This window comes from Streptomyces sp. NPDC012466, from assembly GCF_042955215.1.
Taxonomy (GTDB): Bacteria; Actinomycetota; Actinomycetes; order Streptomycetales; family Streptomycetaceae; genus Streptomyces.
Genome location: NZ_JBIBEQ010000002.1, coordinates 20,819 through 32,924 on the forward strand (window position 1 = coordinate 20,819; position 12,106 = coordinate 32,924).

General features: G+C 73.8%; 11 protein-coding genes. 4 read left to right on the top strand and 7 right to left on the bottom strand.

Annotated elements, in window-relative coordinates:
* Positions 1-18: 18 nt before the first annotated feature.
* On the bottom strand, positions 19-1,065 hold the full coding sequence (locus tag ACFY9E_RS07580) for a methyltransferase domain-containing protein (protein ID WP_390980375.1): 1,047 nt from the start codon (positions 1,063-1,065) through the stop codon (positions 19-21).
* Positions 1,066-1,249: 184 nt separating this feature from the next.
* Between ACFY9E_RS07580 and cobT the strand changes: the two genes are divergently transcribed.
* Together cobT and ACFY9E_RS07590 are read left to right on the top strand one after the other, a co-directional pair.
* Positions 1,250-2,368: a nicotinate-nucleotide--dimethylbenzimidazole phosphoribosyltransferase gene (gene cobT, locus ACFY9E_RS07585; protein WP_390980377.1), complete on the top strand. Its 1,119-nt coding sequence runs from the start codon at positions 1,250-1,252 to the stop codon at positions 2,366-2,368.
* 134 nt (positions 2,369-2,502) lie between these two features.
* A complete protein-coding gene (locus tag ACFY9E_RS07590; protein WP_390980379.1) occupies positions 2,503-3,201 on the top strand; it encodes a hypothetical protein in 699 nt (232 codons plus the stop codon).
* On the opposite strand, the gene ACFY9E_RS07595 is transcribed toward ACFY9E_RS07590, so the two are convergent.
* On the bottom strand, positions 3,141-3,905 hold the full coding sequence (locus tag ACFY9E_RS07595; RefSeq protein ID WP_390980381.1) for a hypothetical protein: 765 nt from the start codon (positions 3,903-3,905) through the stop codon (positions 3,141-3,143). The two genes, ACFY9E_RS07590 and ACFY9E_RS07595, sit on opposite strands and share 61 nt — an antisense overlap.
* 60 nt (positions 3,906-3,965) lie before the next feature.
* Here ACFY9E_RS07595 and ACFY9E_RS07600 point away from each other — a divergent pair, with 60 nt between their 5' ends.
* Positions 3,966-4,748 carry an adenosylcobinamide-GDP ribazoletransferase gene (locus ACFY9E_RS07600; protein ID WP_390980383.1) on the top strand — a complete coding sequence of 261 codons (783 nt, stop codon included), beginning with the start codon at positions 3,966-3,968 and terminating at the stop codon, positions 4,746-4,748.
* A gap of 83 nt (positions 4,749-4,831) precedes the next feature.
* Positions 4,832-5,443 (top strand): RDD family protein, encoded by a 612-nt coding sequence (locus tag ACFY9E_RS07605; RefSeq protein ID WP_390980385.1) that lies wholly within the window; start codon positions 4,832-4,834, stop codon positions 5,441-5,443.
* Here the strand turns inward: ACFY9E_RS07605 and ACFY9E_RS07610 are convergent.
* The 5 genes from ACFY9E_RS07610 to ACFY9E_RS07630 all read right to left on the bottom strand — a co-directional run bounded on the left by ACFY9E_RS07610 (position 5,403) and on the right by ACFY9E_RS07630 (position 12,039).
* A complete protein-coding gene (locus tag ACFY9E_RS07610) occupies positions 5,403-6,185 on the bottom strand; it encodes an endo alpha-1,4 polygalactosaminidase (RefSeq protein ID WP_390980387.1) in 783 nt (260 codons plus the stop codon). The two genes, ACFY9E_RS07605 and ACFY9E_RS07610, sit on opposite strands and share 41 nt — an antisense overlap.
* Complete coding sequence (locus ACFY9E_RS07615; RefSeq protein WP_390980389.1) at positions 6,182-6,841, bottom strand: spherulation-specific family 4 protein; 660 nt, start codon at positions 6,839-6,841, stop codon at positions 6,182-6,184. The genes ACFY9E_RS07610 and ACFY9E_RS07615 overlap by 4 nt, the downstream gene beginning before the upstream one ends.
* On the bottom strand, positions 6,838-8,346 hold the full coding sequence (locus ACFY9E_RS07620) for a hypothetical protein (protein WP_390980391.1): 1,509 nt from the start codon (positions 8,344-8,346) through the stop codon (positions 6,838-6,840). Before ACFY9E_RS07620 ends, ACFY9E_RS07615 begins: the two co-directional genes overlap by 4 nt.
* On the bottom strand, positions 8,343-9,875 hold the full coding sequence (pelF, locus tag ACFY9E_RS07625) for a GT4 family glycosyltransferase PelF (protein WP_390980393.1): 1,533 nt from the start codon (positions 9,873-9,875) through the stop codon (positions 8,343-8,345). The genes ACFY9E_RS07620 and pelF overlap by 4 nt, the downstream gene beginning before the upstream one ends.
* A 130-nt stretch (positions 9,876-10,005) precedes the next feature.
* Positions 10,006-12,039, bottom strand: a complete 2,034-nt coding sequence (locus ACFY9E_RS07630) for a hypothetical protein (RefSeq protein ID WP_390980395.1) — start codon at positions 12,037-12,039, stop codon at positions 10,006-10,008.
* Positions 12,040-12,106: the final 67 nt, after the last annotated feature.

Below are 12,106 nucleotides of genomic sequence, written 5' to 3' on the forward strand. Positions count from 1 at the left end.
CACGGCTGCCCCGGGCGGCTACGGGGCCTTGCGGACGATCACCCGGTAGGTGTTCGCGCAGCGCGTGCGGCGGGCCACCGGGGCCAGGAGCAGGTCCGCCGCCGCCGCCAGGGCCACCAGCGGGATGCCCGCGCGGAGCAGGGCCGTACGGGCGTGCCGGTGGACCGGGGGCGGGGGGATCGCCCGCCAGGGGGTGTCCGGGGCCGGCAGGGCGTGGGAGAGGGCCAGGGACATGGCGCCCGCGAGGTCGTGGGGGACGTGCACCGGGCGGTGGTCGAGCGTCAGGACCGTGCAGCCGGCCGCCTCCAGTTCCGCCCGCAGGTTGGGCGGGGGGATCAGGTGCAGGTGGCGGGGCTGGTCGTGGGCGAGCCACCAGCGGCCCAGGAGGACGGCGAAGAGGCTGCGGGGGTCCAGGGTCTCCAGCAGCAGGTGGCCGCCGGGGCGCAGGACGGACAGGGCCGCGTGGAGTTCCGCTCGCGGGTCCGGGGTGCCCTCCAGGTGGTGGAGCATGCTGACCACGTCGTAGCGGGCGCGCAGCGGGGCGGCGATCCGAGGGTCCGTCAGGCGGCCGACGTGGGCCTCCTCGACCCGGTCGGCCGAGCGGGCGCGGACCACGCGCGGGGTGGGGTCCAGGCCGTCGAAGGCGGTGTAGGGGAAGAAGTGCCGGGCCGTGGCCGGGAAGCGGGCGTGACCCGTCCCCACGTCGAGCCAGCTCTCCGGCTCGCCGAAGCGCAGCATCGCGCGGGCTGCCGAGCGGTGGCGGCGCGGACTGGCGCGCAGGGCGAGGAGGCCGTCGCTCGCCGGGTCCCTGGGCGCCCCGCGCACGGTCCGGTGGTAGAGGGCCAGGCCCTCCGCGGTGAGACGAGGGTTCTGGAAGGTGTGGCCGCAGTCGCGGCACGCGTCGACGGTGAAGCTGCCGGGCTTGTACTGCCGCAGGTCACCGGTGCGCAGCCGGTTGCGCAGCCGAGAGGAGCCGCACCAGGGGCAGTCCTCCCGGCGCGGTTCGTGGACCCGAGTGGTCGCCTGCGGGGCGGGGGGTGCGGAGGGGGCGGGGTGTGCGGGCATGGGCGGCTCCCGGGCGCGGCGGCGTACGGCAAGGACGTACGGCGTGGACGTCGCACGAGCCACGTACGACAATCCGCTGCAAAACGGAACGTATGGGATGCCGATCCCGGGTGCAACGACGTCGCCTCGACGGAGTCGTGATGTGGCGCCGTGCTGTTCGACCGGTGCCGGTACTGTTCGGCGAATGAGCTCGCTGAATCTCGACGACTTCACCGATCTGATCGAGCGTCCGGACGGCGGGATCCGCCGTGACGCCGAGGCGCGCCGGGAGCGGCAGATCGTGCCGCCCGGATCCTTGGGGCGCCTGGACGAGCTGGGTGAGTGGCTGGCGGCGGCGCAGTCCGCCGTGCCGGTGCGGCCGGTGGAACGGCCGCGGGTCGTGCTCTTCGCCGGTGACCACGGCATCGCCGGGCTCGGCGTCTCGGCCCGGCCGGCGGGCGGCGCCGGGGAGTTGGTGCGCGAGGTGCTGGAGGGCGGCCGGCCGGTGTCGGTGCTGGCACGGCGGCTGGGCGTGCCGGTGCGGGTGGTGGACATGGCCCTGGACTGCGACCCCGACTCGCTGCCCGAGGACGTCGTACGGCACCGGGTGCGGCGCGGCAGCGGGCGGATCGACATCGAGGACGCGCTGACCCCGGAGGAGGCCGAGGCGGCGTTCCGGGCCGGGGTCGCCGTGGCCGACGAGGAGGCCGACTCGGGCACGGACCTGGTGGTGCTCGGTGATGTGAGCGTCGGCGGGACCACGGTGGCGGGCGTGCTGGTCGCGGCGCTGTGCGGGGTCGACGCGTCGGTCGTCACCGGGCGGGGCGGGCTGGCGATCGACGACCTGGCGTGGATGCGCAAGTGCGCGGCGATCCGGGACGCGCTGCGCCGGGCGCGGCCGGTGCTCGGGGACCAGTTGCAGCTGCTGGCCGCGGTGGGCGGAGCGGACATCGCCGCGATGACGGGCTTCCTGCTGCAGAGCGCGGTGCGCAAGCTGCCCGTGGTGCTGGACGGGGTCGTGACGGCCGCGTGCGCGCTGGTCGGACAGCGGATCGCGTTCCGGGCGCCGGACTGGTGGCTGGCCGCGCACGACAGCGGGGAGCCCGGCCAGGCGAAGGCGCTGGACCGGATGGCCCTGGAGCCGCTGCTGACCCATGGGGTGACCGTCGGCGAGGGCGCGGGCGGCCTGCTGGCGCTGCCGCTCGTGCAGGCCGCGGCCGCGCTGGCGGCGGAGCTGCCGGAGAAGCCGAAGGAGTCCGAGGAGCCGGCCGGGCCGGACGCGTCCGAGGCCTCCGAGGCCTCCGAGGCCTCCGCCGGGCAGTAGCACCCCCGAGATCCAGGTCACTCACGCCTGGCTCAACTTCGTCTCGTTCCGGTCGGTCTTGGAACGTGGTGTCGGTTTGACTGAGTCGCAGACACCCTCAGACGTATCCACGCACGGACGAGGACGACCGCCGGATGACCACGCTCGCCCGCTGGGCCCGCGCAGAATGGGGTGCGCTGTTCGCCGCGGTGCGCGGGCCGCTGGCCGAGCGGCGGTGGCGTGCCGTGCCGATGGCGGTCACGGCGGTGTGCCTCACGGCCGTGCTGCACCTCGTGCACAACCAGGCGTGGGGCTATCAGTTCGTGCAGGACGTGGGCGGCGTGCGGGCCGCGGACCCGTTGTGGGCGGCGCTGCTGCGGACGCCGCTGTCGCTGTTCGTGCCGGCGCTGGACCTGCCGGTGTGGGGCGCGCTCGCGCAGATCCTGCTGGTGTTCGGCGTCGCGGAGCTGTGCCTGGGCTGGTGGCGGACCCTCGTCATCGCCTACGTCGCCACGCTCGCCGGCACGCTGTACGCGCGTCTGGGCATCTGGCTCGGCCCGGACTCGCCGCTGGGTCTGCCCGCCTCGGACCGGTGGGTGGTGGACACCGGGCCGTCGGCGGCGGTGGTGGGTCTGGCCGTCTTCCTCGGGTGGCGCTACCGCGCCCGGGCCACGGCTTCGGTGGTGGTCGTGGCGATGGTGGTCGAAGTGGTGCTGAAGGAGAACCTGGCGGGCAAGGAGCACCTCGCGGCGATCGTGGCGGTGCTGGTGCTGTGCGCGGTCGTCGAGCCCCGTCAGCGGCGTTCGAGGGACCGGGCCGGCTCGGGGTCGGGCGCGCCGCCGATCCAGTCCTGAAAGGTGCGCCGGGGGCCGACCCAGCGGCGGTCGTGGTGGTAGGCCCGCAGGCCCGACTTGGCCCGGGCCCGGGGCCGGTTCCGGTAGAACCGCTTGGCCCACGGGGAGGTGGGGCGGGCCAGCCGCACGGCGGCGACCAGGGCGACGAGCGGGACGATCACGCCGAGGACCGCGAGGCGGACCTTGCCCTTGAACAGGGCGATGAGGGCGAACGCGAAGTTCACGAGGATGTTCCCGAGGACGACGGCGCGGTTCTGCTGCTGGTCGTCGTTGAGGTCGTTCACGCCCAGCGGCGAGAAGCCGATCAGGAGCAGGCCCACGAGCGAGGCGGTCAGGACGACCATCTCCACGCTCTTGCGGCCGTCCGGGGTCCAGTAGACGTCGGCGAGGTGCAGGACCAGGGCGAACTCGTCGAGGACCAGGCCCGCGCCGATGCCGAAGAGCACCGCCGCGAGACACGAGCCGAAGCCGTGCCGCCCGCCGGCGACCGCGCCGAAGCCGCCGACGATCGTCAGGATGACCCCGGGCACCACGTGGTGGACGTGGACACCGCCGCTGCCGCTGATGTTGCGGAAGGGGCCCTTGCCCGCCCGGATGAGACGGGTGATACCCCGGGTGATCACGAAGGTCAGGACGAAGGAGACGAGAGCGAGAAGCAATGGCAGCTTGCCGGGTTCCATGATGTTCCGCTCGAACCATCCCATATGCGCACTTTATCCTCGGCCACCGTTCCCGCTCTCCTGACCGGCCGGTAGCCTGCGCCGGTGCCCAGTACCTCGCCCCTCGACGGCCTCCGCTTCGCCTTCGGCACCCTCACGGTGATCCCCGTCCGGGTGACCCGGTGGGACCGGGAGGCCGCGCGCGGCGGCATGCTGTGCGCTCCGCTGGCCGGGCTGGCGGTCGGTGCCGCTGCCGCCGGTCTCGGGCTGGTGCTGCTGCTCCTCGGTGCGGGCGCCCCACTCGCCGCCGTGGCGACCGTCGCCGTGCCGGCCGTGCTCACCCGGGGGCTGCATCTCGACGGGCTCGCGGACACCGCCGACGGGCTGGGCAGCGGGAAGCCCGCCGAGGACGCACTGCGGATCATGAAGCAGTCGGACATCGGGCCGTTCGGGGTCGTCACCCTCGTCCTCGTCCTGCTCGCGCAGGTCGCCGCGCTCGCCCAGGCCTACGAGACGTCCTGGGCCCGGGGCGCGTGCGCCGCCGTCGTCTCCGCCACACTCGCCCGGCTGGCCCTGACCCTCGCGGCCCGGGCCGGGGTGCCGGCGGCGCGGCCGGAGGGGCTGGGGGCGGCGGTCGCCGGTGTGGTGCCGCCGCGGGGGGCGGTGACCGCCGCCGTGGCCGTCGTGGGGGCCGCCGCGGCGGCCGGGGCCCTGCTCGGCCCGTACGACATGGTCCGCGGCGTGCTCGCGGTCGTCCTTTCCCTGGCCGCCGCCGAGACGCTGCTGCGCCACTGCACCCGCCGCTTCGGCGGGGTCACGGGGGACGTCTTCGGCGGTCTGGCGGAGACGGCGGCGACCACGGCGCTGGTCGTTCTGTCACTGGGCTGAAACGATCTCCTCGTCCCTCTCCCGCTCGGGCCGCTCAGTCGCTAGCTTCCTGCCCCGGCACACAAAGTGATCGGGGGACGTTCATGCCGAAGCTGCGCCGCGCCATGGCCTGGCTCGTCGATTTCGCGCTGGTGGTGACGCTGGCCTCGGCGCTCGCCGTGCTCACCTTCCACCGGGTCTCCGCGCTCGTCACGGACGTGCCGGAGCTGGCCACCCGCGGCGGTTTCGACCTGCTGACCTCGCGCGGTGACGTGCTCGACGCCTCCCAGGACCTGGGACTGACCCTGTGGGACAAGTCGGTGCTGTACGTCGAGCAGGCCTTCGGGCTGCTGGTGCTGACGGTGTTCCTCTACCAGTGGGCGTGCCTGGCCGTGGCAGGCCGCACGATCGGCAAGGCCGTGGCCGGGCTGAAGGTCACCCCGAACCTCCCGCGCCGGCTCAGGGCGGCACGCCGGGCCGCGGTCACCACCGCCGCGGACGTCGCCGTGTACGCCGTGGCGTGCGTGCTGCTGGTGGAAGGTCAGGTCGTGCTGTCGGTGCTGGTGTGGGCGGTCGCGGTGGTGCTGTTCCTGCTGAACGCGCTGCCGGTCCTCGCCCCCGGCCGCCGGTCCCTCGCCGACCGGATCGCGGGCACGGCCGTCACCGGCATCGGGCTCAGCAGGCCCGTCGCCACACCCCTAGTTCGTACTTCTTGAGCAGCGAACTGAGCTTCAGACGGCGCGAGTCGGCGCAGAAGCGGCCGGTGGGGACCTCGTACTCGACGTGGAAGACGGCCTTGCCCGCCTCGACGAACGGCTTGAGGGCCGCGCACTCGCCGTACTGGGCGCACTGTTCGTTGACCGCGAAGTCGAAGTCCCCGACCAGTTCCGGGATCTGGTCCAGGTCGTTCTTCAGCCCGACCGCCAGGCCCCGGTCGTGGGCCAGCCGGGCGACGAGGCGGTTGTAGCGGAGCTGGTCGGTGGCCGTCAGAGGAAAACCCGTGTCGTTGCGGTAGCCGTCCATGTTGTCGGGCTCCACCGCGTCGAAGCCCTTGTCGCGGCACATGTCGATCCGGGCCGCCATGAGCGGCTCCAGGACGTCGGTGCGGCGGATGTCGAGCCAGCGCTCGCCCTTCCAGCCGTTGCCGCGGCCGAGGACCGACTCGGGGAACTTCTCCGCGTCCGGGCGGAACTCCTCCCAGGCGCCGGTGGAGAGGTAGCAGATGACCTTGCGGTCCTCGCGGTGCAGCCGGGTGACCGTGTCCTCGGAGTGGTCGAAGCCGTCGATGTCGTAGACGGGCACGTCGACGGAGGTGTCCAGGCGCCCGCTGAGCTGCCACTGCCAGTCGGTGCCGGGGCGGGGCTGCCAGCGGGGGCCGGGCTTGTCGTCAGGAGCCTGGGTGCACCCCGAGAGCAGCACGGGGAGCAGGGCGACGACGAGAAGGGGCAGGCGTCTCACGGGGTGTTCTCCGCGTTCTGGAGGGTGTACGGCAGTGTGCCCCACGGATGATCTCCGGTCCCGGGCACCGCGCAGTGCACCGCCGCGCCCCGCGCCCGGGCCAGGCCTTCCGCGTCGGCGCCTGGCGGGACGTCGTACACCAGGTGGCACAGCCGTACGTCCGGGCCGCCGGGCCGGGGCCGCGGGGGCAGGGCGCGGTACGCGTCCCAGGGGCCTTCGAAGGTGACGAGGACGTCGGCGATGCGGGCGTAGCAGGGGTGCGGTGCCGTGCCGTGGTTGAGGACGAGGGTGCCGCAGCCGACGCCCCAGGCGGCCACCGCCAGCTTCTGGTAGTCCTCGAACCGCTCGGGCCCGGAGGGCACCTGGTCGAGGAAGGCGCCGTCGGTGCCGTACCAGTCTCGGTGCCGGGTGAGGTCGCGGACGACGTCGTTGGCGGCGCGGCGGCCGTAGTCGGTGTCGGCGTAGCCCAGGACCCGGACACCGGCGGCCCGCAGCCGGGCGGCGACCTCGGCGAAGGCCGCGTCGGGGCGGTCGCCGGGGCCGTCGGCCGGGTTGAGGACGACCCCGTAGAGGCGGGGCGCCGCCGCGACGATCGCGTCCCACTCGGCGGGGCGGACGGACGGGTGCTCGTAGTACGGGACCAGGAGAGTGCTCATCGGTGGGCGGTTGCCCTCCCCAGCAGGGTGCACACCAGGACGGCCTGGACGGCGGCGGCCGTGCCGTACACGGCCATGCCGGTCAGGTGCGGATCGCCGGTGCGGGTGACGAGGAGCAGGGTCTGGACGAGGGCCGCGGCGCAGCACACCGCCGTCGCGCCGGACACCGCGCCGAACGACTGGAGCAGCAGGCCCGTCCACAGGACCACGCCCAGCAGGAGCAGCGCGGCCGGCCGGAAGCCGTTGGGGACCGGGGCCTGCGGCCACAGTGCGGAGACGGCGAGGTTCAGCGTGAGCAGGACGGCGAGGTAGGCGGCCAGGCACCGCACGGCCGTCAGGACGGTGGTGCGCCGGAAGTCCCGGACGGTGCCGCTGGAGCGCAGCCCGGCGAGGCCGCCGCTGCGGAAGCGGTACAGCAGCCATTCCGCGGGCCCCATGCTGAGGGTGAGTGCCACGGCGGCGGGCGCGGCGACCGCGCCGGCCGACGCGCCGGCGAGGACGTCACCGAGGGCCGCGTTCAGCACGAGGACGCCGGTGGCGAGTCCGAACAGGGCGTAGGGCAGGGAGCCCGTGAGCCGGGGTGCGGTCGGGCGGCCGTGGCCGGGGAGGGCGCCGAACGCGCCGAACGGGAGCAGGGCGACGAGCCCGGCGGTCCAGCCGGGCACGTCCTTGAGCGCGGGCGCCACCTCGCGCAGTGCGAGCCCGGCGACCGCCACGAGAGAGGCCGGCAGCAGGGCCAGGCGCGCGGCTTCGGGCAGCGGGGCGACGAGGGACAGGGCCGCGCCCGTCGCCATCGGGGTGAGGGCCGCCAGCAGGAGCCGTTCGCGGCCCATCACCAGCAGGACGGTCGCCGCGGCCAGGTAGCAGGACTGCCCGGCGGCGAAGGCGACCACGGCCGGGGCGGTGCCGCCCGCGCACGACAGGGCGACCAGGCAGCCGAGCAGCGCGCCCGCCGGGGCGCCGAGCAGCAGGGCCCGCCGGGCGGCCGGCCGGTCACCCAGCCCCAGCCACGCGTACGCCCGGTGGGCGAGGCCCTGGTTCCAGGTCCAGCCGCACAGGGCGCCTGCCAGCAGCGGAACGGTGCCCGCGGGGAGGCCGACGTCGCCGGGGCCGGCGAGCAGCGGGGCACCGAGGACGTGGGCGAGGCCGGGCAGGGCGAAGACGACGCCGCGCAGCAGGCAGCCGAGCAGGCCGGTCCGCCAGGGGTCGGGGGCCGGGCCTTCGGGCTCGGGGTAGCGGCGTTCGACGCGTTCGTAGAGGGTCTCGGCGAGCGCGAAGGAGTTCTCCACGCCGTACCGCTCGCGTATCTGGTCGTCGGAGAGGCCGTCGGACTCCAGCAGGGCGGCTATCTCGTCCGGGTGGACGGCCGCGGCGGCGAAGTCCCCCAGGTAGTCCGCGAGTTCGTCGACCGGATCGGGCCGGGCCCAGCCGGGGGTGCGCTGCCGGGGGACGCCGGGGAGGGCGCCGGGGCGGGAGCCCGGGGGCGTCCGGACGCTCTCGCTCACCAGCCGGCTCCGTCCGTGGCGACGGCCGCGTACCAGGGGTCGCGCAGCTCCAGGGTCCAGTCCGCGACGGTCTCCACCGTGGGTTCGTACACCTCGTCCTCGCCCGCGAGTTCCTTGTAGATGGTGCGGAAGGCGTCCACCGAGCGGCGCAGCGTGAACCGGTCGATGACCCGCTGGCGGGACAACTCCCCCAGGCGCAGGCGCCGTCGGTCGTCCTTCAGCAGGGTGAGCGCGGCGGCGGCCAGCTTCTCCGGCTCGCGCGGGGGCACGACCAGGCCCGTGTCGCCGACGGCCTCGCGCACTCCGCCGACATCCGTCGACACCGTCGTACGGCCGCAGGACATGGCCTCGATGATGGAGAACGGGAAGCCCTCGGAGATCGACGACAGCATGACCAGATGCCCGGCCGCGTAGGCCCGCCGGACCTCGCTGATGCGGCCCTCGAAGGTCAGGCCGTCGGTGACGCCCAGTTCGGCGGCGAGCTTCTCCAGGCGGGTGCGGTAGGCCTCGCCGCCGGGCGGGACCGGGCCGAAGAGCCTGAGCCGGGTCGCCGGGATCTCCGCGCGCACCATGGCGTAGGCGCGGATGAGCGTCTCCAGGTCCTTGATGGGGTCGACACGGCCGCACCAGGACAGGGTGGGGACCTCGGGCTCGGGGCCGGCATGCGGGAAGGCGGCCGGGTCGACGCCGTTGTACACCGTGCGGATCTTGCCGGGGTCGGCGCCGCCGCGCTCCTCCCAGCGGCGGTTGTACTGGTTGCACGGCGTGATCAGGTCGGCGGCACGGTAGCCGTAGGAGTTCAGTTCGCGGTAGAAGCCCAGCATGAAGGCCTTCACGGGCCAGCGCTGGGCTTCGCGGCGGTAGCCGAGGTAGCGCTCGCGCAGGTAGATGCCGTGCTCGGTGAGCAGGAAAGGCACCCCGTCCAGATGCCGGGCGGCGAGCGCGGGCAGGGTCGCGAGGCCGCTGCTGACGGCGTGCGCGACGGTGCCCTCGTCGCTCTCGGGTATGCGGACGCCGAGCGGGCGCAGGGCGTGCTCCAGCAGGTCGGTGGCGGTCAGCGCGTCGTGCACGGTCGGGCGGGCGGCGGCCGTCGGCAGGTGCGGCATGGTCCAGATCCACATGAGCGACCGCAGTGCCGTCTCGGTGCGCAGCGCGGCCGGCAGCAGCCCGTCGCGGGCGAGTTCGGCCAGCTCGTTCAGGGAGTCGCCGAAGTCGGCGTGGGATCCGGGGTCCAGGACGGAGAGCAGGAAACGCTCGTAGCTCTCGGTGAAGCGGCGGCGGGCCCTGCCGTACGGGGGTCGGCCGCGGCCGGGGCGCGGGCCCCAGGTCGGCACGGAGGTGTGCCGGGAGACGTTGGGCGGCAGCTCCCAGGTGACGGGTTCGCGGCCGCTGCCGGTGAGCGAGACGATGTGGAAGTCGACCTCCGGCATGCCCTTGACGAGCTGGTCGCACCAGGTGCTGACGCCGCCGTGGACGTGCGGGTAGGTGCCTTCCGTGAGCATGGTGACATGACGGCCTGTGCGCCTCATGCGGTGTTTTCCCCCTGTGATGCGGATGGTGTGCGGGGAACTGCTCGCCCGGACGCCGAGTGCGGCTTTCGTGCGAGCTGGTCGCGCCCCCGCGGCGGAGCCGCATGTCACATGCGGCCCCGCGCTCCCTCTAGGGCAGCTTCAGCGTGAGGGCCGACTGGAGTGCGGCCGGGGTCGCCCAGGCCGAGCGGGCTCCCGCGTACGGGGTGCCGAACGCGCTGGTGCCGAGGGTGAGTTGCTTCTTGGTGCCCTCCGGGGCGGTCATCGGGATCTGCGTTCCGGACGGGGCGGTGACCGTGACCGTGCCGCCGATCCGGTACGCCGTCACGCGGTTGTTCGCCAGGGCGCTCTGCCAGGCGGCGCGGCGCTGCACCTCGGTGCCGATGGCGCTCTGCCGGGGGTTCTCCAGCGGCGTGCTGTCGGTGAACAGGGCCCGGTAGTCGGCGAGCACCTTCTCCATGACCGGGTAGAGCAGCCGGTCCTCGGCCAGATTGGACTGGTGCGCGTAGTGCGGCCGGGGGTCGCCCGCGAGGACGTGCCCGAGGGCGGTGCGCGCCTCCTGCGGGACGATGTGCTCGGCGTAGCCGGTGGACACGTCGAGCGGCTCGTCCAGGCACGTCGACGTGGGGTTGTCCTCGCAGACGCCGCTGCCGCCGTCACCGCGCGAGGTGTAGACCCAGTTGTACTCGTCGGCCATCTCGGCCGCCGTACCCACGTTGTAGTACACGTTCATCGGGTGGCGCGGGACGGTCAGGGCGTTGCCGACCGGGCGCTGCTCGGGCTCGCGGGAGTTGTCCGAGGCGATCCACTTGACGCCGGTGTCGGCGAGGGCGCCGGCCAGGTTCGGGTTGTCGTCCGGCTGCTGGGGCAGGGTCCTCAGACCCGAGTGCTCGCCGGTGACCAGCTCGGTGCGGTCGACGGGCAGGCCCTTGTTCACGGCCCACTGGTGGTTGTCGCGGATCTGCGCGGCGATCTCGGCGCGGCTCATGTACTTCGTCGAGCCGTCGGCGTTCTTCGCGCAGCTCCACGGCACGCTGGAGGTGTCCTGGACGCAGCCCAGGAAGGGATGCGTGTAGGTGTGGTTGACCCAGCGGTACTGCGCCTTGTCGGCGAGCAGCCGGGCGGCGAGGGCGTCGGTGCCGCCGTGCTCGGTCTTCCACTCCTCGCCGGAGCCGGCGTTGAAGACCATGTCCATGATGAAGCTGTGGTCACGCTGCCACCGGGCGGCATGGGCGGCGTCGTCCGCGGTCATGCGGATCGGCGTGGTGCCCTCGCCAGCGCCGCCCGCGCAGTCGAAGTCGCCCGGGGTGCAGTTGCGTTCGGTGTCCCAGCGGCTGTCGGGGGCGAACACGTCGTCGACGTGCACCGCGAAGGAGTTGCGGGTCTGTCCCAGGTGCACGCCCTGGGTGAGCCACTCGACGATGCCGCGGGCCAGCAGCCGGAACTGCTGCTGGTTGTGGTTGTAGGCGAAGGTCACCACGAGTTCGCGGCGTCCGTCGTGGGCGTACTCGCCGACGAGGCTGCCGCGGCCGGTGCCGCCGGGCACGGGGAGGTCGACGTAACTGGTGAAGCCGGTGCGGGGCCGGGCGACGTAGCCGTAACTCTCCTGCACGGCAGGGGCGTTGTCCTCGAAGCGGAACGCGCCGTCGAGGTAGCCGAACACGCCCGACTTCCCGGCCGCGGTGACGGTCGCCTCGCGCCCGTCAAGAGTGCCCGCCCAGCCACCCTCGCCGGTGTAGTCGAGGCCGACTGCCGGGTGCGCCCAGGTGTAGGCGTCGACCTGCGGGATGCCGTAGGTGCGTTCGTAGGTCTCCAGCGCGCTCTGTTCGGCGGAGCCTGCGCCGAAGGGGGCCTCGTTCGGCAGGACGACGCCCTGGTACTTGGCGCGCGGCCGGCCGCTCACGGTGTCGCTCAGGAACGAGGCCGTGATCGTCGGCCGTCCGGAGTCGTTCAGGTCGATGGTCGTGTACGGGATGCCCGTGCTCCTGAGCTGGGCGGTGACGGCCCTGACGGGGCTGTCGCCGTTGTCCACCACCAGCACCCTCAGATCGACGCGGGGTTCCACGGCGGCCGCCGCCCCGGGCGCGGAGGCCCCGGCCGTGATCATGCCCGCCGCCGTCATCGCGGCGGCCGTGTTCCTCCATCTGCGCGCACGCTGCGCCATGGTTCCTCCCCCAGAAGATCCCCGGCACCCTCGTTCGGTCGAGCAGAGGAGGACCCGTGGGAATCAT